This window comes from Altericroceibacterium endophyticum, assembly GCF_009827595.1.
GTDB lineage: Bacteria > Pseudomonadota > Alphaproteobacteria > Sphingomonadales > Sphingomonadaceae > Altericroceibacterium > Altericroceibacterium endophyticum.
In genome coordinates this window covers 568,044-587,777 of sequence record NZ_WTYT01000001.1, presented here as the reverse complement: position 1 = coordinate 587,777, position 19,734 = coordinate 568,044, and the positions used below count along the sequence as shown (strand labels likewise).

20 protein-coding genes are annotated in these 19,734 nt (G+C 58.3%); 15 read left to right on the top strand and 5 right to left on the bottom strand.

The features are described 5' to 3' along the window. Positions 1–387 (top strand): succinate dehydrogenase, hydrophobic membrane anchor protein, encoded by a 387-nt coding sequence (sdhD, locus tag GRI91_RS02895; protein WP_160735098.1) that lies wholly within the window; start codon positions 1–3, stop codon positions 385–387. Next, complete coding sequence (gene sdhA / locus GRI91_RS02890) at positions 387–2,195, top strand: succinate dehydrogenase flavoprotein subunit (protein ID WP_160735097.1); 1,809 nt, start codon at positions 387–389, stop codon at positions 2,193–2,195. The genes sdhD and sdhA overlap by 1 nt, the downstream gene beginning before the upstream one ends. Before the next feature lie 92 nt (positions 2,196–2,287). On the opposite strand, the gene GRI91_RS02885 is transcribed toward sdhA, so the two are convergent. Beyond that, positions 2,288–3,007, bottom strand: a complete 720-nt coding sequence (locus GRI91_RS02885; RefSeq protein ID WP_160735096.1) for a peptidylprolyl isomerase — start codon at positions 3,005–3,007, stop codon at positions 2,288–2,290. A gap of 94 nt (positions 3,008–3,101) precedes the next feature. Here GRI91_RS02885 and GRI91_RS02880 point away from each other — a divergent pair, with 94 nt between their 5' ends. The 9 genes from GRI91_RS02880 (at position 3,102) to GRI91_RS02840 (ending at position 11,830) form a co-directional block, all read left to right on the top strand. Then, positions 3,102–3,611, top strand: a complete 510-nt coding sequence (locus GRI91_RS02880; RefSeq protein WP_237437603.1) for a group III truncated hemoglobin — start codon at positions 3,102–3,104, stop codon at positions 3,609–3,611. Between the two features lie 87 nt (positions 3,612–3,698). Further along, positions 3,699–4,088, top strand: coding sequence for a BlaI/MecI/CopY family transcriptional regulator (locus GRI91_RS02875; RefSeq protein ID WP_160735095.1), 390 nt, complete (start codon positions 3,699–3,701; stop codon positions 4,086–4,088). Next, complete coding sequence (locus GRI91_RS02870) at positions 4,085–5,683, top strand: M56 family metallopeptidase (protein WP_160735094.1); 1,599 nt, start codon at positions 4,085–4,087, stop codon at positions 5,681–5,683. Before GRI91_RS02875 ends, GRI91_RS02870 begins: the two co-directional genes overlap by 4 nt. A gap of 348 nt (positions 5,684–6,031) precedes the next feature. Further along, on the top strand, positions 6,032–7,423 hold the full coding sequence (gene creD / locus GRI91_RS02865) for a cell envelope integrity protein CreD (protein ID WP_160735093.1): 1,392 nt from the start codon (positions 6,032–6,034) through the stop codon (positions 7,421–7,423). A gap of 86 nt (positions 7,424–7,509) precedes the next feature. Further along, a complete protein-coding gene (locus GRI91_RS02860; RefSeq protein WP_202385414.1) occupies positions 7,510–8,265 on the top strand; it encodes a 3-hydroxybutyrate dehydrogenase in 756 nt (251 codons plus the stop codon). A 111-nt stretch (positions 8,266–8,376) separates the two neighbouring features. Then, the gene (guaB, locus tag GRI91_RS02855; protein ID WP_160735091.1) at positions 8,377–9,834 is read left to right on the top strand and encodes an IMP dehydrogenase; all 1,458 of its coding nucleotides are present in this window, start codon (positions 8,377–8,379) and stop codon (positions 9,832–9,834) included. Between the two features lie 7 nt (positions 9,835–9,841). Then, on the top strand, positions 9,842–10,087 hold the full coding sequence (locus tag GRI91_RS02850; protein WP_160735090.1) for a hypothetical protein: 246 nt from the start codon (positions 9,842–9,844) through the stop codon (positions 10,085–10,087). Then, on the top strand, positions 10,084–11,262 hold the full coding sequence (locus GRI91_RS02845) for an SAM-dependent methyltransferase (protein ID WP_160735089.1): 1,179 nt from the start codon (positions 10,084–10,086) through the stop codon (positions 11,260–11,262). The genes GRI91_RS02850 and GRI91_RS02845 overlap by 4 nt, the downstream gene beginning before the upstream one ends. Positions 11,263–11,326: 64 nt before the next feature. Next, positions 11,327–11,830 (top strand): tetratricopeptide repeat protein, encoded by a 504-nt coding sequence (locus GRI91_RS02840; RefSeq protein WP_237437602.1) that lies wholly within the window; start codon positions 11,327–11,329, stop codon positions 11,828–11,830. Between the two features lie 4 nt (positions 11,831–11,834). On the opposite strand, the gene GRI91_RS02835 is transcribed toward GRI91_RS02840, so the two are convergent. Continuing rightward, positions 11,835–12,332 (bottom strand): RNA pyrophosphohydrolase, encoded by a 498-nt coding sequence (locus tag GRI91_RS02835; RefSeq protein ID WP_160735087.1) that lies wholly within the window; start codon positions 12,330–12,332, stop codon positions 11,835–11,837. Between the two features lie 206 nt (positions 12,333–12,538). Here GRI91_RS02835 and GRI91_RS02830 point away from each other — a divergent pair, with 206 nt between their 5' ends. From GRI91_RS02830 to GRI91_RS02820, 3 genes are read left to right on the top strand one after another with little or no spacing between them, the layout of a single operon-like run. Beyond that, positions 12,539–14,479 carry a 2-oxoacid:acceptor oxidoreductase subunit alpha gene (locus GRI91_RS02830; protein WP_160735086.1) on the top strand — a complete coding sequence of 647 codons (1,941 nt, stop codon included), beginning with the start codon at positions 12,539–12,541 and terminating at the stop codon, positions 14,477–14,479. After that, the gene (locus tag GRI91_RS02825) at positions 14,476–15,510 is read left to right on the top strand and encodes a 2-oxoacid:ferredoxin oxidoreductase subunit beta (protein ID WP_160735085.1); all 1,035 of its coding nucleotides are present in this window, start codon (positions 14,476–14,478) and stop codon (positions 15,508–15,510) included. The genes GRI91_RS02830 and GRI91_RS02825 overlap by 4 nt, the downstream gene beginning before the upstream one ends. Before the next feature lie 33 nt (positions 15,511–15,543). Next, positions 15,544–16,458, top strand: coding sequence for a metal-dependent hydrolase (locus tag GRI91_RS02820; RefSeq protein WP_160735084.1), 915 nt, complete (start codon positions 15,544–15,546; stop codon positions 16,456–16,458). Here the strand turns inward: GRI91_RS02820 and GRI91_RS02815 are convergent. Next, positions 16,426–17,094 (bottom strand): phosphatase PAP2 family protein, encoded by a 669-nt coding sequence (locus GRI91_RS02815; protein WP_160735083.1) that lies wholly within the window; start codon positions 17,092–17,094, stop codon positions 16,426–16,428. The two genes, GRI91_RS02820 and GRI91_RS02815, sit on opposite strands and share 33 nt — an antisense overlap. Positions 17,095–17,181: 87 nt before the next feature. Between GRI91_RS02815 and GRI91_RS02810 the strand changes: the two genes are divergently transcribed. Then, on the top strand, positions 17,182–18,567 hold the full coding sequence (locus GRI91_RS02810; protein ID WP_160735082.1) for a cryptochrome/photolyase family protein: 1,386 nt from the start codon (positions 17,182–17,184) through the stop codon (positions 18,565–18,567). 6 nt (positions 18,568–18,573) lie between these two features. Here the strand turns inward: GRI91_RS02810 and GRI91_RS02805 are convergent, their stop codons facing one another. Next, entirely contained in the window at positions 18,574–18,918 is a 345-nt protein-coding gene (locus GRI91_RS02805) for a PilZ domain-containing protein (RefSeq protein ID WP_160735081.1), read from the bottom strand. A 102-nt stretch (positions 18,919–19,020) separates the two neighbouring features. Beyond that, positions 19,021–19,728 (bottom strand): SDR family NAD(P)-dependent oxidoreductase, encoded by a 708-nt coding sequence (locus GRI91_RS02800; RefSeq protein ID WP_160735080.1) that lies wholly within the window; start codon positions 19,726–19,728, stop codon positions 19,021–19,023. Between the last annotated feature and the right edge of the window lie 6 nt (positions 19,729–19,734).

Here is a 19,734-nt window from a genome sequence, read left to right as displayed (position 1 = left end):
ATGGGTAACGGAACTCCTATCGGACGCGTTCGCGGCCTCGGGTCTGCCAAAAGCGGCACCCATCACTGGCTGATGCAACGCTTCACGGCCGCCGGCAATGTGCTGCTGACCGGCTTTTTTGCCATCTCTCTGCTGCTGCTCCCGGATCATGGCTATGCCACGATGCGCGAATGGATTGCGCAGCCAGTTCCCGCCACGGCGCTGGGCCTGATGATCATTTCGGTCTTCTGGCATGCCCGCCTCGGCCTGCAGGTTCTGCTCGAAGATTATCTGCATGAAGCCGGCGCGAAGTTCACCGCGCTGATCGTGCTCAATCTTGCCGCTATCGGTGGCGGTGCATTCGGCCTGTTCTGTATCATTCGCCTTGCTCTTGGAGGAGCCGCCTGATGGCTGACAATTCCGCATATAAGATCATCGACCATACCTATGACGTGGTGGTGGTTGGCGCGGGTGGTTCGGGCCTGCGCGCCACCATGGGCAGTGCTGAAAGCGGCCTGAAAACGGCCTGCATTTCAAAGGTTTTTCCCACGCGCTCGCACACTGTCGCGGCGCAGGGCGGCATTGCCGCAAGCCTGGGCAACAACACGCCTGACCACTGGTCCTGGCACATGTATGACACCGTAAAGGGGTCTGACTGGCTGGGCGATCAGGACGCGATTGAATATATGGTCCGCGAAGCACCGCAGGCGGTGTATGAGCTGGAACATGCCGGCGTGCCTTTCAGCCGCAATGAGAATGGCACGATCTATCAGCGTCCCTTTGGCGGCCATATGCAGAATATGGGTGAAGGCCCGCCGGTGCAGCGCACCTGCGCCGCCGCCGACCGGACCGGCCACGCCATGCTTCATGCGCTCTATCAGCAGAGCCTGAAATATGACGCTGACTTCTTCATCGAATATTTCGCCATCGATCTCATCATGGAAAATGGCAAATGCCGCGGCGTGATCGCGCTGTGTCTGGACGATGGGTCCATCCACCGTTTTCGCGCCCATGCCGTGGTGCTGGCAACCGGCGGTTATGGCCGCGCCTATTTCACGGCCACATCCGCACACACCTGCACGGGTGATGGCGGCGGTATGGTGCTGCGCGCTGGTTTGCCGCTGCAGGATATGGAATTCGTTCAATTCCACCCTACCGGCATCTATGGCGCTGGCGTCCTGATTACCGAAGGCGCACGCGGTGAGGGCGGCTATCTCACCAATAGCGAAGGCGAGCGCTTCATGGAGCGTTACGCACCTTCGGCGAAGGATCTGGCCAGCCGTGACGTGGTGTCGCGCAGTATGGCGCTGGAAATTCGTGAAGGTCGCGGTGTCGGCCCTGAAAGCGACCACATCTACCTGCATCTTGATCATATTGATCCCAAGGTGCTGGCCGAACGCTTGCCGGGTATTACCGAATCGGGCAAGATTTTTGCCGGTGTCGATTTGACGCGTCAGCCGCTGCCGGTTGTGCCGACGGTCCATTACAATATGGGCGGCATTCCCTGTAACTATCACGGCGAAGTGCTCAATCCGGTGGCAGGCAATCCTGAAAACACCGTTCCCGGCCTTTTCGCCGTGGGTGAAGCGGCCTGCGTTTCGGTTCATGGCGCAAACCGCCTTGGTTCCAACTCGCTGATCGATCTGGTGGTGTTTGGTCGTGCCACGGGCCACCGCCTGAAGGAACTGATCAAGCCGTTCTCCAGCCATGACGAGCTGCCCAAGGACAGCGCCGATTTCGCTCTGGGTCGTCTGGATCACTTCCGTTACGCCAAGGGTGGCTCATCGACCGCGGATATCCGCCTCGATATGCAGCGCACTATGGCCGGCCATGCTGCGGTGTTCCGTACGGATGAGCTGATGAGCGAAGGCAAGGTCAAGCTGCACGATACGTATGAGCGGATGGAGGATATCTCCGTCGCCGATCGTTCGTTGATCTGGAATTCCGATCTGGTCGAAACGCTGGAGCTGGACAATCTGATCGCTCAGGCACAGGTCACCATGCATTCCGCGCAAAACCGCAAGGAAAGCCGCGGCGCCCATGCGCATGAGGATTTCCCTGATCGGAATGATGCCGAATGGATGAAGCACACCGTAGCCTGGTTCGATGGCTGGGGCGGCAAGGGCGGCGATGTCCGCATCGATTATCGTCCGGTGCATGACTTCACGCTCACCGATGATGCGAAATATATCGAGCCGAAGAAGCGGGTGTACTGATCCGCTCACCAGGCAGAAAAAAGGGCCGCCCTGCATCACGCAAGGCGGCCCTTTTCTATGGGGGTGTTCAGAGCAGGCGCTTCTGCCTCTGGCTAAGGGGCTTCGGCGCTATTCGTTTCCTTCGGCGCCGGCTCGGCTTCATCACCTTCCGGCGAATCGATCCGGCGGACATCTATGATTTCGACTGGATCGGCCAACATCTGGCCCTTCATCCATCCTTCGCCCTTATACGGGTCCGTCGGAGAGGCAAAAATGGCCCGGACGACATCCATCCCATCGACCACGTGGCCGAACACCGCATAGCCAGCGCGAACATCCTCTGTTTCGCCGTCCGGATTGGCATCAAGCCCGGTCTGATCCCCCAGCATGATCGAAAAATCGCCCGTCGCCGTGCCGGGCTCCATGCGCGCCATCGAAATCGCGCCCTTGGTGTGGCTTAGCCCGGTTTCGCTGGTCGGTTCATGGGCGATCGGGTCCAGAATGCGCTTGGGATCATTCTGCGTCCCGCCTTGCAGCAATCCATTGGGCTGTTCCCCCCAATCCACGCTCATCGCGCGATAGAATACCGTGCCGTCGAATCGGTCTTCATCGGCATAGCGCAGGAAATTGGCGGCGGTTACGGGCGCACGTTCTGTCTCCAGCGCCAATGTGATATTGCCCATCGCGGTTTCCAGCACCACCAATTGGGTTTGGGCCTCTTCCTTCTGCGAAGCGGGAGCGGGAGTCGGAGCGGGTGAGGGCACACCCTCTTGCGCCCCGGCAAGGGAAGAGATCAGGAGCAAGGGGGCGGCAAGAAAGCTGAATTTTTTCATAGGCCTCATGATGCCAAGTGAGATGATCGCTGTCGACGGCCTTGCGTCAAAATGCCCTCTTGATCGTGCCTGGGAAACGGGAAAAATTGCCGCTATGTTTAGTGATGACACCGATAATGCGCCGCGCCGCATGAGAAAACAGGGCCGTGACCATGTGACTGCCACCAGACAGGCCAAGCGCGCTGCGGCCGAAGCCCTGGGCGTCGATGCGGCCTTTATCGATGCTATGGTGGAGCGGTTCTATGGACTCATTCGTGAGGATGAAACGCTTGGCCCCATCTTCGCCAGCCGCGTTGAGGACTGGCCCGCACATCTGGACCGGATGAAGCAATTCTGGCGCTCCATCCTGCATAATAGCGGCGAATATTCGGGTAATCCAATGCGCAAACATGTCATGATTGAGGGTGTGGAAGAGGCGCATTTTCAGCGTTGGCTTGCCCTGTTCTACGCCAATCTGCGCGCGATGGAGGTGAGCGAGGCGGGGCGTGAAATTGTGGCCCTGAGGGCGCGGGCGATTGCGGATAGCCTGCTGACCGGCATAGTTATTCATCGCAGCGGATTGCTGGGCGGGCGAGCAGGGAAGAATTTGCCGCATTACGGATAAGGTTGTTGTTCATCTGGCGTTCAGTTTACAGGTGTAGTCAATACGGCTACACCTGTAGTCGAACTAGATGTCCATTCGGAGGCCGCAATGCCGCAGACCAACCGCGAAACGCCTGATCGTATAAGCGACGCAGAACATGCGGTGATGGAGGTGTTGTGGGATCGCGCGCCGCTTTCGGCCGCGGATGTTTGCAAGGCGGTGTGCGATCAGCGCGACTGGAGCCTTGCCACGGTCAAGACGCTGCTCTCCCGGCTCGTCACTAAGCAGGCAGTGGCAACGGAGCCGGATGGACGACGCTTCCTTTATCGCCCCGCAATTGAACGGACCGATTATGTCGGCGGCGAGTCGCGCCGACTGGTGGACCGGCTGTTTGGCGGCCGGGCGGCTCCCTTATTCGCGCAGCTGGCTGACAGTGAAGCCCTGACTGAGCGTGACCTCGATGAAATCGAAACCTTGTTGAAGGAGCTGCGCAAATGATCGCCTCACTTTCAGCCTTTTTGATCGATACGCTGATCTATACCGGTTTGATGATTGCGCTTGTGCTGCTTCTCAGGCAGCCGGTCGCAGCTTATTTCGGTGCGTCTTACGCCTATGCATTGTGGCTCCTGCCCTTCATGCGCTTCCTGATGCCGCCGATTGTCTTGCCGGCTGAATTCGAGCCCACTGTCGCAGCAGTGGCTGATCCGCAGCTGCGCGATGTACCGACCGCGACGATGGATTCGCTGTCCGCTCCGACGATCAGCCCGGCCGCCGATATGAGCAATCTGCCGATTGAAAGTGCGTTTGTTCCGACATTGGCCGAATGGGCCATTGGCCTCTGGCTTGCCGGATCACTCGGCTTCCTTGTCTGGCGCGCCGTGCAATATCGGGCCATGCGCCGTGAATTGCTGGCTGGTGCCCGCCCCATGGGGGAAGCCGGCGATGTGAGGCTGGTTGAAAGTCCGTCGGTTACGTCCCCTGTTGCCCTGGGCGTGTTTGACAAGGTCGTGGCGCTGCCTGAACGCTTTATGGTTCACCCGCATCGGCAGGCACGCGATTTGGCAATTGCGCATGAACTGGCGCATCATCATGGGCGCGATCTGCTGGCCAATATTGCCGCACAGCCTCTGCTGGCGCTGCATTGGTTCAACCCGCTGGCATGGCTTGGCTGGCGCGCGATGCGCCGCGATCAGGAGGCAGCCTGTGACGCCCGCGTGGTGGTGGGGCGCAGCCGTGAAGAACGCGCGACCTATGCCCAGACGATTGCCGGTTTTGCGCAAGGGCGCCATTTGGCGCTGGCGGCGCCGATGGCCTGCCCCGTTTTGGGCGAAAAATCGATTATCCATCGTCTACGCAGTCTGGCCAGAGATGATCTGACGCCCCGGCGGCGTGTTCTGGGCAGAAGCCTGATTGGTGCTGCCGCTCTGGTGCTGCCTTTCACTGCCTCGATTTCATATGCGGACAGTCAGGTGCAGGATATGCCCGCTGCACCTTCTGCTCCGCCCGCGCCGTCAGCAGAACCCGTATCCTCCACCTTGCAGGCACCAGTTTCATCGCCGATTGCGCCGCAGGCACCGGCAGCTCCGCTTACCGCAATAGATCCCGATCTTGCTGCTTCACCAGCTCCTCCGGTTCCACCGGCTCCTTCAGCTCCTCCAGCTCCGCCAGCGGCTACACGTGCTGCGCAGACTTTCAGCCAGCGGATGAGCGATCTCAGCGCCGATCGGGCACGGCTGATCGCCTCAATCGATGGTAGTTGGAGTGAGGCAGAGGAAGACGCCTTTGATCAGCAGATGGACGCGCTGGATCAGCAGCAGGACCATATCGAACAAGAGTTCGAAGTCCATTTGGAGTGGCAGGAACGCCAGATGGAGGCTGTGGCTGAGCGTCAGCAAAGGCAGGCGGATAAGATCGCTCGCCGCGCAGAGGCGTCTGCTCGCCACACGGAAAAGGTCGCCATGCGCAGTGCCATTGATGGGCTGATCAAGGCGCGCGATGCTCTGACGAGCAATGCGCATATTCCCGCTGCGGCGCGGAAAGATGCTGTGCGGGAGATCAACCAACAGATCGCCGAATTGTCCAAGCAGATCTAGGCCGTAAACGCATAAACAGTACCATCGAGGTTTGAGGCAAAATGGCTCAGCGCAAGGAAAGAAGGCGTCGGAATATGTCGATATTTCAAAGCTTCTTGACGCTGCGATGGGCCATTTTGACCAAATCGCTTCGCGACGCTCAAATGGCTTCCCTCTTGAACCAAATCGCCCTTGGAAAGGCAAACAGCCTTCCCGGCGGGCGCTTTGCTCCGATATGTTCGCCATTTGGGCGCCTCGACGGTGCTGTTTATGCGTTTACGGCCTAAGTCTTTCAGCAAGACCTCGATTAACACGCTATTCATTGCCCCGTCGTCACAGCTCTGCTCCTAGAGTTGTTTGGGGGATGAGATGAGTAAGCCGCGTAGTCCGGGTATCAAATTGTTGTTGGTTGGGCTTGTGGCTCTGCTGCTTACCATCCCGCTCATCATGGTCTATGCCTTGGTGCAGGACCGCGAAAATCAGTCAGAAACGGCGCAGAATTCCATCACCGCGGGGTGGGGCGGACGGCAAACTGGTTCCGGGCCGGTCCTTGCCATTCCCTATCTCAGGGATGACACTCAGACAGAGATTGTCGATGGCAAAAGCGTCACCCGCACGCAGAAGGTGCGGGACGAATTGTTCCTGTCGCCTCTGAAACAGGTGATAAACACCCAGCTTTCGCCCAGCACGCGCTCTTACTCGATTTATGAAACCGTTCTGTTCGATGCAAATATGTCGGGAGAGGCGCGTTTCGTTCTTCCCGAAGATCTTGACCGGCAGGGTATCGAAAAAAGTGCCTTGCTGTTCGATCAGGTGGAGCTGCGTTTTGGCATTTCCGATCCGCGCGGCCTTAAGGAAGGCGCCGCTGTAAAAGCAGCCGGGCAAAACCTGACCCTGCAACCGGGCAAGGGTGTTGCGAGCAGCGGAAATTCTGGTTTTTTTGCTTTTGTCGATTGGGATGGTGAGGCGCCGCTCAATATTTCATGGGCTTATGCCATGCGCGGCAGCAAGGGTCTGGCGCTGGTTCCACAGGGCGGCAAGACAGACTGGGATGTTGTATCACGCTGGCCTCACCCCAGTTTCGGCGGCAGTTTTCTGCCGGAGGACAAGAGCATTTCTGACGATGGTTTTACGGCGCATTATTCGATCACCAATCTGGCGCTGGGGCAGACGCTGCTCCTGCGCGATGATCCACCGCCGCCCATTGAACGTGATGCCGGTTCGGCTGCGCCGGCCTATATGGAATCAACGGCCAATGGCGGTCCGTCCATGGCGGCTAGCATAGGACTGGTGGAACCGGTCGATCTTTACAGTCAGGTGGACCGCTCGGTTAAATATGGCTTCCTGTTCATCGGCTTTACCTTTCTGGCCTTCTTGATGTTCGACCTTGTCGGCGGTGCGCGGGTTGCAGCGGCGGAATATCTGCTGTCGGGGGCGGGACTGGTCCTGTTCTTTGTTCTGCTGCTGGCATTCGCTGAAGTGATTGGTTTCACACTGGCTTATATCCTTGCCAGCGCCGCGATCATCGGTCTGCTCACCAGCTATAGCGCCGCCGTGCTGAAAGGTTGGCGCCGGGCAGGATTTATCGGGGCCTTGCTGATCGGTCTTTACGCGCTGATCTATGTGCTGCTCAGCTTGGCGGCTTTGTCTCTCATGATTGGTTCGGTGCTGTTGTTCCTCGCGCTGACCGGGGTCATGTACGCGACGCGCAACATTGACTGGAGCAGTGTCGGCAGGACCGAGGGCGAAACACAGCCTTGATGGAACCGAAGCGCTATATCAGCGCTTGCGAAAAGAGGCGTGAGCGCTGAAACTTGCGCCAAATGGTTCCACATCAGGAGTTGAATATGTTCCTTCAGGGCAAGCGCGCATTGGTTACCGGCTCAACCTCGGGCATTGGCCTCGCCATTGCGCGTGCTCTGGCCGCGGAAGGCGCCGAAGTCGTGCTGAACGGATTTGGCGACAAGGATGAAATCGCGGGTCTGTGCAAGGCGCTCGGCGCCACGCATGTCGGGGCGGATCTCACCTCTGCCAAAGGCTGTGAGGAATTGATGAAGGGGGCCGGCGATGTGGATATCATCTTCAACAATGCGGGTATGCAGCATGTCGCCCCGGTTGAGGAGTTTCCAGTCGAGAAATGGGACTCGATCATCGCCCTCAATCTGACTGCAGCTTTCCATACTGCGCGGCTTGGCGTGCCTTATATGAAGCGTCAGGGCTGGGGGCGGATCATTTCCACAGCCAGTGCGCATTCGCTGGCCGCATCGCCCTTCAAAACGGCCTATGTGTCGGCAAAACACGGTTTGACGGGGTTGACCAAGACCTTGGCACTGGAGCTGGCCGAACATGGCGTGACCGCCAATTGCATCAGTCCCGGCTATGTCTGGACTCCGCTGGTGGAGAATCAGATCCCCGATACGATGAAAAGCCGCAATATGACGCGCGAGCAGGTCATGAACGATGTGCTGTTGGCCAAGCAGCCGACCAAGCGCTTCGTTCAGCCCGAGGAAGTGGCTGCTTTGGCGCTGTTTCTTTGCCGCGCGGAGGCGACCAACATAACGGGTTCCAACTACTCGATCGATGGTGGATGGACCGCAGAATAATAATCTTGCGCGAATGATCACGTATTTGTTCGCTAGACCCCTAGCACCTGCCAGCCCATGCGGTTACATGGGCCGCCACGAATCTTCGCGCAAGCTTACAAGGTGGCACAAATGGATATCCAAACCGGCCTGACTTTTGACGACGTTCTCCTGCGGCCGGCAGAAAGCGATATCGTCCCCTCTCAAGCAAACACCGGGACGCGTCTCACGCGCGACATCAGCCTCAACATTCCGATCGTGTCCTCTGCAATGGATACGGTGACGGAGGCTGAAATGGCTATCGTCATGGCCCAGATGGGCGGCATGGGCGTGCTGCACCGCAATCTTTCGGTCGATCAGCAATGTAGCGCCGTGCGCCGGGTAAAGCGCTTTGAAAGCGGCATGGTGGTCAATCCGATCACTATCGAACCCGATGCCACGCTCGGCACGGCGCAGGAAATGATGACCAAATACCGCATCAGCGGCATTCCGGTCGTCGACTCGGCGGGCAAGCTGTGCGGCATTCTGACCAATCGGGATGTGCGTTTTGCCGCTAATCCCGATCAGCCCGTGCGTGAGCTGATGACGCACGAAAATCTCGCAACGGTGCGCGAAGGGGTGAATCAGGAAGAAGCACGCCGTCTGCTGCATCAACGTCGGATTGAAAAGCTGCTGGTCGTGGATGATGCCTATAAGTGCATTGGCCTGATCACGGTGAAGGATATCGAAAAGGCGGTTCTCTTCCCGAATGCCACCAAGGATCCGACCGGTCGTTTGCGCGTTGCCGCGGCGACCACTGTTGGTGATAAGGGCTTTGCTCGCACCGAAGCGCTGATCGATGCAGAATGCGATGTAGTCATCATCGACACGGCCCATGGTCATAATAAGGATGTTGCGAAAGCCGTCGAACGCGCGAAAAAGATTTCCAGCACGGTGCAGGTCGTGGCTGGCAATGTCGCTACGGCAGAAGCCACGCGGGCGCTGATTGATGCCGGTGCGGATGCGATCAAGGTGGGCATTGGCCCCGGTTCGATCTGCACCACGCGCATTGTCGCAGGCGTTGGCGTGCCGCAATTGACCGCCATCATGGAAAGCGCTGCAGAAGCCTTCAAGAGCGACGTGCCCGTCATCGGTGATGGCGGTTTGCGGACTTCGGGTGATGCCGCCAAGGCTTTGGCTGCTGGCGCTTCCACCGTCATGGTCGGTTCGTTGCTTGCTGGTACGGAAGAAGCGCCTGGCGAGACGTTCCTGTATCAGGGCCGGGCCTATAAATCCTATCGCGGCATGGGCTCAGTCGGCGCGATGGCGCGCGGCAGTGCCGACCGCTACTTCCAGCAGGATATCAAGGACCAGATGAAGCTGGTTCCTGAAGGTATTGAAGGACAGGTGCCGTTCAAGGGACCGGCGCGCGATGTGGTTCATCAGCTGGTTGGCGGGATCAAAGCGGCGATGGGCTACACCGGCTCGGCGACGCTGGCCGATATGCGCAAGAACGCGAAGTTCGTCCGCATCACCAATTCCGGCCTCGCAGAAAGCCACGTCCATGACGTGTCGATCACCCGCGAAGCGCCGAATTACCCGACACGCTGATCCGAACATGGAGGCAGTCGTCCCATTTCTGCTCATCCTGGTGGGATGGAACACGGCTGCCCCTCATGACAGCATGGAGATACAGCAAACGCTGATGATCTCGCATGAAACATGCATCGCCAAAGGTGAGGCCTTTCTGCAGCGGCAGAAAAGCGAAGGCGCCTATAGCAGAGGCGCTGAAGATTTTCGGTATTTCTGCGTTAAAGCACCCGACTCGGAAGATTTTCAAACCATGTTTGACGACATCAAGTGACGCCTGCCGCGCGCCTCCAGACCGCGATCGAGCTGCTGGACGATATTATTTCCGCCGCGCGCAATCAGGGCGCACCGGCCGATCGGATCATCGCCGAATGGTTCCGCACGCATCGCTTCGCTGGATCGAAGGACCGGCGCGCAATTCGCGATCTGGTCTATGATGCCATTCGCTGCTGCGGCCCGGTTCCGGCCAGTGGGCGCGCCGCCGCCTTGCGCTTGGCGGAAGGCGATCCCGCGATCAGGAATCTGTTTGACGGGTCGAATTACGGTCCCAGTCCGGTGGGTGAGCGCGAACAGCCAGCCGCAGGCGGCGTGGCACCCGATTGGATCATGGGGATGCTTGATCAGTCGGATATCCATGGTGAAGAGGCACAGGCCCTGCTGGATCGTGCGCCGCTGGATATACGGGTGAACAGCCTCAAGGCTCAGCGTGATAGTGCCGATTTGCCGATTGCCGGGACACCGCTGCCCAGCCTTCAGGGCCTGCGTTTGCCGCAAGGGACCAAGGTGGAGCAATGGCCAGCCTATCGTGACGGGCTGGTTGAAGTTCAGGACCTTGGCAGCCAGCTTGCGTGTGAGGCATCCGCTGCGCAGCCGGGGGAAACCGTGGTTGATTTGTGTGCCGGGGCAGGGGGCAAGACGCTCGCTCTGGCGGCAATGATGCAAAATTCAGGGACCTTGCTTGCGGCTGACACGGATCGCGGCCGCCTTGGGCGGCTCGCCCCGCGTGCAGAGCGCGCCGGGGCATTGGTCAGCGACACTTTGCTGCTCAATCCCGGTAAGGAGATGGAGGCACTGGCTGATGTGGCCGGGCAGGCGGATATGGTGTTCGTTGACGCACCGTGTTCTGGAACCGGCACATGGCGGCGCAAACCCGAAGCGCGCTGGCGGATCACTCCCGATCAGTTGCAGCGTTATGCCGATCTGCAAAATCATGTGCTGGAAATTGGCGCCAGGCTGGTAAAACCCGGCGGCCGGTTGATCTATGTGACCTGTTCCGTGCTGGATGAAGAAGGCGCAAGCCAGATCGACAGATTCCTGAAGCATAATCCTGACTGGTCGGCACAGCCGGTGGTTTGCCCATTGGGGCAGCCGCGCGGTGCAGGGGTGCGGCTGACACCGCATCATGATGGAACGGACGGGTTTTTCATCGCCTGTATAGGAAAGAGATGATAGCCTGAGCGTTGAGATGGCAATTCACAGCCAACATAAACGCCCCGCTTTGAAGGAGTATCTGATGCGTTACGCCCCTGCCGCCCTTGCCCTGTCTCTTCTGGCAGCCGTAAGCGCGAGTGCTGGATTGGCAGGTGGACGAACACCTGATCCGCGCGCGGCGATGCTTGTATCCGAAGGCCAGGCTTCCTTGAAAACGGGCGATGTCCCTTCCGCGATCAGTTCATTCGAAGCGGCTCTGGCAGTCGATCCAGGCTATCAGGATGTCTATATCGATCTGGCAGAAGCCGTGCGGATGCAGGGTCTGCAGGGTAAGGCGATTCACTATTACCGCCTGATTCTGGAAAATGACCCGGATGATTTTGCGGCGCTCTCCGGCGAAGGAGCAGCCATGGTGGAAAAAGGCGCCATCGGCAAAGCGCGCCGTAACCTTGGCAAGCTGGAATCGCTATGCGGCGATAATTGCGAAGAAACGCAGGAACTCGCAGCGGCGATTGAACGCGGGCCGCAGCCGAAAGTTATGACGGCAGAAGCAAGCGCTGTGGAAGAGCCCGTCGCGAAGAATTAAGGGGTTAGAATGTACCGCGAAAAGCGGATACAACCTGCTGATAAATATCGCGTTTGAACGGAACTATCAGATCGGGCAGCAATTCAGGATCAACCCATTTCCAGTCGCAAAACTCAGGCGGGTTGTGGGCTTCGAGATCGATATCTGAATCCTGTCCGGTAAAGCGGGCGAGATACCAGACCTGCCGCTGGCCGAGATATTTTCCGCCCCACAATTTGCCTTTCAGCTCGTCCGGCAAATCATAGAACAGTTCATCCTCTATGCGGCCCAGCAGGGTCACATTCTCGCGCTGTGCGCCGGTCTCTTCGCCCAGTTCACGAAAGGCTGCATCTTCCAGCGCCTCCCCCGGGTCCACGCCGCCTTGCGGCATTTGCCACCAATCGCCTTCCTGATTGTCGATCCTTTTTCCGACAAAGGCCTGCCCGTCGCCATTCACAAGTAATACGCCCACGCAGGGCCGATAGAGTGCAGGGTCGGGCTGGGAGAGGTTGCTGTTATCCATAGGCCCGCAATTACCCCCGCATCGACCGCAATTCCAAGGGTGTTTTTGCTTCGTCCCAGAAAAATGCCGCAGCTGCCAGCGTTGATCGGTCCAATAGTCTTTTTGTCCTACGGGAGAAAAACTTCATTGCCGTGCGGCTCTGACAGACCTACGTCGCCAGCCAGAATGGAATGAAAACGCGCCTTGGGCGCAGTAGGATTTGGCGAATGGCTACTCAGACGGCCGAGACACTGACCGAAAACGAAACGCCGGAAGCGGTAGTCGTCCGATTTGCGGGCGATAGCGGCGATGGTATGCAGCTGACCGGCGGACAGTTCACATTGTCCACGGCTCTGGCAGGTAATGATCTGGCGACTTTCCCTGATTTTCCGGCGGAAATACGCGCCCCGCAAGGCACCTTGTTCGGGGTGTCGGCGTTCCAGATCAATTTCGGTTCTACCGATATTGAAACCGCGGGCGACGCACCGGATGTGCTGGTCGCGATGAACCCGGCGGCGCTGAAGGTAAACGCACCGGCGCTGAAGCCGGGCGGCCTGATTATCGCCGATACCGGCGAATTCTCCACACGGAACCTGGAAAAGGCGAAGTATGAAGAAAACCCGCTGGAAAATGACAGCCTCGCCAAATGGGATGTGCTGGCCTTTGATATTTCGGCGCTGACTCTCGAAGCGGTCAAGCCGTTTGGGTTGGGCAATAAGGAAGCCCTGCGGTGCAAGAACATGTGGACGCTGGGCCTTGCCTTGTGGATGTTCGACCGCGACCGGGCGCCGCTGATCGAGTGGCTGAAAGCCAAATTCAAAAAGCACCCGGTGATCGCCGATGCGAATATCGCAGCGCTTAACGCTGGCCATGCTTATGGCGAAACGGCGGAAATCTCCGGCCCGCTCAAGAAAGTGCATTTGCCGCCCGCTGAAGCGCAGCCCGGTCTGTACCGGACCATCACCGGAGCGGAATCGATTTCGCTAGGTCTGGTGGCGGGCGCGCAGCTTGCCAATTTGCCGATGTTCTTTGGCGGCTACCCCATCACCCCTGCTTCCGCGATCCTGCATCATCTGGCGCGGCTGAAGGAATTCGGCGTCACGACCTTCCAGGCGGAAGATGAAATCGCGGCCGTTTGTGCGGCGATTGGCGCATCCTATGCCGGGCAATTGGGCGTAACAAGCTCATCCGGTCCGGGGATCGCGCTCAAGACCGAAGCGATCGGCCTGGGTATCATGACCGAATTGCCGCTCGTCATCGTCAATTCGCAGCGTGGTGGCCCGTCCACCGGCCTGCCGACGAAGACCGAGCAGAGCGATCTGTATCAGGCTGTCTATGGCCGTAATGGCGATGCGCCGCTGGCCGTAGTGGCCGCGCGTAGCCCCGGCGATGCCTTCGACTGTGCGATTGAGGCCTGTCGCCTCGCTACGCGCTACATGACACCGGTAATGCTGCTGACCGATGGTTACATCGCCAATGCGGCTGAGCCGTGGAAGGTGCCTGACCCGAGTGCATACGAACCGTTCCCTGTCACTTTCCTCGAAGAAAAGAACGCGGGCGATGAACTGCTTCCCTATAAGCGGGATGAAAAGGGCGCTCGCCCCTGGATCAAGGCTGGTACGCCCGGATTGATGCACCGGATCGGCGGGATCGAGAAAAATGCCGACACCGGCAATATCGATTATTCGCCGGCCAACCATCAGGCGATGACCGATGCCCGCAAGGATAAGATCGAGGGTATTGCCCGCGATATTCCTCTGCAGGAAGTCGCCATGGGCGAAGACAGCGGAACACTGGCCGTTGTAGGCTGGGGGTCGACCTTCGGCCCGATCCATCAGGCGGTTCGCCGGGCGCGCAAGAAGGGTCTGTCGGTCAGCCACATTCATGTGCGTCATGTCTGGCCGATGCCTTCCAACATGGCCGAATTGCTGGCTGGTTTCGATCATGTGCTGGTGCCTGAAATGAACACCGGACAGTTCAAGACGGTGCTGCGCGATCAGTTCATGATCGATGCGCACAGCCTGACCAAGACCAGCGGCCAACCTTTCTCCATCGCCGAGATGGAAGAAGCGATCGCGCAATATTTCGACAGCACCTCAGACAATGAAGGCGGCGAAGTGGAAGCCAACAAGACGCAGCTTCCCAGCCCGAAAACGGTGAATTCATGAACGACATGACCCCCATCGAAACCACTCTGAAGGATTGGGAAAGCGATCAGGAAGTCCGCTGGTGCCCCGGTTGCGGTGACTATGCGATTCTGAAGGCGGTGCAGCGCACTTTGCCGCAGCTGAAGGCTGATCCTGCCAAGACGGTTTTCATTTCGGGGATCGGCTGCTCCAGCCGCTTTCCCTATTATGTCGAAAGCTATGGTTTCCACACGATCCACGGCCGCGCACCCGCCTTTGCAACGGGTGTGAAGCTGGCCAATCCCGAACTCGATATCTGGTTGGTAACGGGTGACGGTGATGGCCTGTCCATCGGCGGCAACCACTTGATGCATGTGCTTCGGCGCAATGTTGATATGCAGATCATGCTGTTCAACAACGAGATCTACGGCCTGACGAAAGGGCAGTATTCGCCCACTAGCCGTGAAGGCACCCACACGCCGTCCACTCCGCAGGGCTCGATCGATCACCCGGCCAACCCTTGCGCCTTCGCGCTTGGTAGCGGAGCACGTTTCGTGGCTCGCGGGTATGATGTGTCGAAGGATCTGCCGGACGTTCTGAAGGCCGCACATGCCCATAAGGGTGCAGCCTTTATCGAGATATTTCAGAACTGTATCGTCTATAATAAAGACGTGTTCGAAGATTTTACGGCCAAGAAAACATCTGCTGAAACGCAGATCTGGCTGGAAGATGGCAAGCCGATGCTGTTCGCCAAGGGCACCAAAGGTATCGCTCTGGATCAGGAAAGCTTCGCACTGAAGGTCGTCGATGTCGAAGGCGATGATTGGCAGACAGCCGGTGTGCTGGTGCATAATGTGAAAAGCCGTGCACTGGCCCACATGCTGGTGGAATTACCCTTTGGTCCGTTCCCCATGCCGCTGGGCGTGATTTATGATAATCCGGCCGTGACTTTTGAAAGCGCGGTGGTGGAACAGAACAAGCAGGCAAGTGAAGGCAAGACGCCTGACTTTGCCGCATTGCTTGCGCGCGGCCAGACATGGACCGTCAGCGGAACTGCTCAGGACCCCGTCTGATCTTATTCGCCGGCAAGGCTGGAAGCGCGGATTATGGATAATCTTACGCACAGTCTTGTCGGCGCCCTTATGGGGCAGGCTGGCCTTAAGCAAAAGACCGGCCTTGCCATGCCAGCGCTGATCATCGGCGCCAATATTCCCGACATCGATGCGACCTGCACAGTCTATGGAATAGAAAGCCTCGCCATGCGGCGCGGTTTGACCCACGGTCCAATTGCCTGGGTGGTTTTACCGCTCATCCTCGCCGCGCTGCTTTATGGCTTTGACCGGTGGCAGGCATCACGCGGACGCCGGCCGGAAAGCCGCTTGCAGGTGCATTTTGGCTGGCTGTTTGCGCTCTCGCTCCTTGCCTGCCTCAGCCATCCGGCGCTCGACTGGCTGAACAATTACGGGATCAGGCTGCTCGAACCGTTCTCCCATCGCTGGTTCTATGGCGATGCGATTTTCATTATCGATATCTGGCTGTGGCTCGGCATGGGCACGGCAGTTTGGCTGAGCTGGCGACGAAGCAAACGCGGAGAAGATGGCCGCAAGATTGCCAGGATCGCTCTGGCCTGTGTTCTGGCCTATATCGCCGGTAATATTGCTTTGTCGCGTGCCTATCTGCCTGCGACTATCGAGGGGGAAACCGCCATAGTTTCGCCTGTTCCCATTGCCTTCTGGCAGCGTGACATTGCGGTGGGCAGCAATGGGATCTGGCGAATGGAGGGCGCGACGCGCGGTGAATATCCGCTCGATAGATGTGACCTGGACAAGGCGGCCCGCAAGGACCCGGATGTTGCGGCTTTCCTCTTCTGGTCACGCGCACCGATGATAGAGCGGATCGAAGGACGGCTTACTCTGCTCGATGCGCGATATGCATCACCCATGGCGCAAGGCCGTTTTTCCGTTTCGCTGCCTGACGATGTTTGCGGCCTAATGAGAAGAGGGTTCGTCGCTGCTCACTGACGTGGCTTTCATCTGGAAAATTCGCGCACAGAGGATGAAGGTCATGGCCCATGCCGCGCCGCCGAATACCCCTGCGATACTGTCAGTTGGATAATGCACACCGAGCCACAGCCGGCTCCAGCCAATTCCCAGTGATGTAATAATACAGGCCCACCATAGCAATTTGCGCGCTGCGGGGTGTTTCAACAATGGGGCGACCAATGCGGCGAGTGATATCCACAATACCGCGCCGTTAAAGCTGTGGCCGCTGGGGAAGCTGTTCCCAATCGCATCCATCATCTGAAACGCAGGATCAGGGCGCGCACGCCCAACCACCAGTTTCAGCAAGCTGTTCGCCAGCCAGCCCGAAAGGACGGCCGCAGCCAGGACCAAAGCACGATATCTGTATCCGAAAATGAACAGCATTGATGCGGCGAGGGCAGCGACCACCAGTCGCAGAAAGACGCCCCCCAGCGCGGTGAGATCCCTCACGGATTCAAACAAGAACGAGCTACCACTGCCCCATTGCCGCAGATTTGGAGCAAACTGGTCGATCCAGCTGCTTTGGCCGGTGAGGACCATCACCAGCATCAGCAGAAATACCGCCCAGCCGATGATGGCGCATGTCGCCAAGCGCCGGTTCTCGCCATCAGCCATGATACTCTCCTTCGCTGGGGGTGTTTAAGGGAACCGTGTGCATGCCGTTCCCGTTCCTGATTATTCCAATGTCTATCCGGAGAGAGAATGACTGCCCCCCAGATCGTATGGTTTCGCCGTGACCTCAGATTACGTGATCAGGCGGCCCTTTGTGCTGCCGCTGAAAATGGGGCGGTCATCCCCGTCTATATTCTCGATGATGAAACGCCAGGTAATCGCAAGATGGGCGGGGCCTCTCGCTGGTGGCTCCATAACAGCCTGTCCGCGCTTCAGCGCTCGCTTGCAAAACATAACTCCAGATTGATCCTGCGGCGCGGAGAAAGCGCAGCAGAACTCGCGCGTCTGGTGGAAGAAACGGGCGCGAAAACCATTCACGCGATCGCGCATTATGAACCCTGGTGGCGCGAGGCGGAGAAGAAGGTTGCGCAGGACATGGATTTGGCGTTGTATGATGGCAATTACCTGATGCCCCCGGGATCGCTTACGACCGGATCGGGTGATCCATATAAGATCTTCACGCCATTCTACCGCGCCATGATGCGCGCCTTGCCGCAGCAATCCCCGCGAGAAGAGCCTAGCCTGACATTGCCGGAAAACTGGCCGAAATCCGACAGTCTGGAAAGTTGGACCTTGCTGCCATCCGCACCTGATTGGGCAGGGGGGATGCGCAAGAGCTGGGAAGTGGGCGAGGACGCCGCACATGCGCAGCTTGCCGATTTTGGTGATCGGGTCTCTGACTATGAGAATGACCGTAACCTCCCCTCGATAGATGGATCTTCACGCCTATCTCCGCATCTTCATTTCGGTGAGATAACCCCCGCGCAAATCTGGTCCGCGCTAGAAGGGCACCGGGGGGAGGGGGCCGAAACCTATCGGTCGGAAATTGCCTGGCGTGATTTTGCCCAGAACATCATTTTCCAGTTTCCTCACTATCCCGACGGCAATTATCGTGATCGGTATGATGATTTTCCCTGGCGCAATCCCAATCGGGGCCATGTGATTGCTGAGGAACTGGAGGCGTGGCAGATGGGCAAAACAGGGTATCCAATTGTCGATGCCGGGATGCGTCAATTATGGGCTACCGGTTGGATGCATAATCGCGTGCGCATGATTGCGGCGAGTTTCCTGATCAAACATCTGCTGATTGACTGGCGGCACGGCGAGGAGTGGTTCTGGGACACGCTCGTCGATGCCGATTATGGTAGCAATGCCACCAATTGGCAGTGGGTGTCGGGCACTGGCGTGGATTCGCAGATGTTTCCGCGGATCATGGCGCCTTTGTCGCAAAGTGAGAAATTCAATGCGGCCGATTACATCCGTGAATGGGTGCCGGAACTGGCCGCGCTGCCTGATAAGGATATTCACGATCCCTCCGGTGACAAGCGGCCGCATGATTACCCTGAAAAGCTTATTGGCCACAAGGAAGCCCGGGAAAGGGCGCTTGATGCTTATCGTCAAATGAAGGGGGAGTGACGGGCGTTATTGCTCAATTGCGCGGTGGGCGCGGTACTTGCTGACGATCCGGTCATGCGTCTGCCTGTCCAGCAAATTGCGAAACGCGCATCCGCACATTCCGTCTTTCCACCAGACAACGATTGCCTCCATCACATCAAAATCCGGGATGGTCAGATAACAAACCGACCCACTCGCAATCCGGTGCGCGGACATGGCGCGAAAGCCGGAGAGGCTCACATCATGAATATGGCTGGAAAAGGTATCCCGGCCTGCGATGCGCAGCTGTGCTTGAAAAGCGGTGACAGTTCGCGGCGCGCACCGGTCTTCCTGCGCGGCATAGCGATAGAGATCTGAAAACTCATCCTGCATGATCTAATCTCCAGCTGCGATCCGACATGGAATCGGGCCTGTGGAATAGAAACTGGATGAATGTGCTTACGGATTTCCGAAAGCATATGGTTTCAGCGTTGTTTACACTCGTTCGCGGTGATTATTGGCGAAGTCATTAACCAGCAATAACCGGATCCGCGCCGCCACATCTTCGGGGGGTTTGACCGTTTGCGGATCTTCGCCGGGATAGGCGCGTTCGCGCATTTTGGTGCGTGTGGCACCGGGATCAAGAATCGCAACCCGCATATCCGAAATCCGCTCCACTTCCTGTGCATGGCAGGAAAGTAGCGTTTCGAAAGCGGCCTTGCTGGCTGCATAGGCGCCCCAATAGGGCCGGGGCTGGGCCGCGACCGAGCTAGTAAGTCCGATGATGCGCGGACGCGGTGCGCGTTTAAGCAGCGGGTCAAATGCTGAAATCAGTGCCTGCGATGCCAGCACATTTAGTGTCAGAGCCTTGTTCAGTCCCTGTGCTTCGATCTGCGTAACCGGCATCAGATCGGGCAGAAATGCCGCGTTGATGACCAATATATCCAGCCTGTCCCACCGTTCCGCCACCGCAGAAGCCAGCCGGGCAATCGAATCCGTTTCGGTAAGGTCCATCGGGGCGATAGTGGCTGTGCCACCGGCGCCGTGAATTTCCTCTTCAACCCGCTCAAGATCACGAGCTGTCCGCGCGGTCAGAATGACATGCGCGCCAGCATCAGCCAAAGTTCTGGCGGTCGCCGCACCAATTCCGCGACTGGCTCCGGTGACGAGGGCGATCTGGCCGGAAAGCGGTTTGTCAGACATGGTGAC

What these genes read in the sequence shown, in the direction of transcription:
- sdhD (WP_160735098.1), top strand. Translation starts at nt 1, where the DNA reads ATGGGTAACGGAACTCCTATCGGACGCGTTCGCGGCCTCGGGTCTGCC.
- sdhA (WP_160735097.1), top strand. Translation starts at nt 387, where the DNA reads ATGGCTGACAATTCCGCATATAAGATCATCGACCATACCTATGACGTG.
- GRI91_RS02885 (WP_160735096.1), bottom strand. Translation starts at nt 3,007, where the DNA reads ATGAAAAAATTCAGCTTTCTTGCCGCCCCCTTGCTCCTGATCTCTTCC.
- GRI91_RS02880 (WP_237437603.1), top strand. Translation starts at nt 3,102, where the DNA reads ATGTTTAGTGATGACACCGATAATGCGCCGCGCCGCATGAGAAAACAG.
- GRI91_RS02875 (WP_160735095.1), top strand. Translation starts at nt 3,699, where the DNA reads ATGCCGCAGACCAACCGCGAAACGCCTGATCGTATAAGCGACGCAGAA.
- GRI91_RS02870 (WP_160735094.1), top strand. Translation starts at nt 4,085, where the DNA reads ATGATCGCCTCACTTTCAGCCTTTTTGATCGATACGCTGATCTATACC.
- creD (WP_160735093.1), top strand. Translation starts at nt 6,032, where the DNA reads ATGAGTAAGCCGCGTAGTCCGGGTATCAAATTGTTGTTGGTTGGGCTT.
- GRI91_RS02860 (WP_202385414.1), top strand. Translation starts at nt 7,510, where the DNA reads ATGTTCCTTCAGGGCAAGCGCGCATTGGTTACCGGCTCAACCTCGGGC.
- guaB (WP_160735091.1), top strand. Translation starts at nt 8,377, where the DNA reads ATGGATATCCAAACCGGCCTGACTTTTGACGACGTTCTCCTGCGGCCG.
- GRI91_RS02850 (WP_160735090.1), top strand. Translation starts at nt 9,842, where the DNA reads ATGGAGGCAGTCGTCCCATTTCTGCTCATCCTGGTGGGATGGAACACG.
- GRI91_RS02840 (WP_237437602.1), top strand. Translation starts at nt 11,327, where the DNA reads ATGCGTTACGCCCCTGCCGCCCTTGCCCTGTCTCTTCTGGCAGCCGTA.
- GRI91_RS02835 (WP_160735087.1), bottom strand. Translation starts at nt 12,332, where the DNA reads ATGGATAACAGCAACCTCTCCCAGCCCGACCCTGCACTCTATCGGCCC.
- GRI91_RS02830 (WP_160735086.1), top strand. Translation starts at nt 12,539, where the DNA reads ATGGCTACTCAGACGGCCGAGACACTGACCGAAAACGAAACGCCGGAA.
- GRI91_RS02825 (WP_160735085.1), top strand. Translation starts at nt 14,476, where the DNA reads ATGAACGACATGACCCCCATCGAAACCACTCTGAAGGATTGGGAAAGC.
- GRI91_RS02820 (WP_160735084.1), top strand. Translation starts at nt 15,544, where the DNA reads ATGGATAATCTTACGCACAGTCTTGTCGGCGCCCTTATGGGGCAGGCT.
- GRI91_RS02815 (WP_160735083.1), bottom strand. Translation starts at nt 17,094, where the DNA reads ATGGCTGATGGCGAGAACCGGCGCTTGGCGACATGCGCCATCATCGGC.
- GRI91_RS02810 (WP_160735082.1), top strand. Translation starts at nt 17,182, where the DNA reads ATGACTGCCCCCCAGATCGTATGGTTTCGCCGTGACCTCAGATTACGT.
- GRI91_RS02805 (WP_160735081.1), bottom strand. Translation starts at nt 18,918, where the DNA reads ATGCAGGATGAGTTTTCAGATCTCTATCGCTATGCCGCGCAGGAAGAC.
- GRI91_RS02800 (WP_160735080.1), bottom strand. Translation starts at nt 19,728, where the DNA reads ATGTCTGACAAACCGCTTTCCGGCCAGATCGCCCTCGTCACCGGAGCC.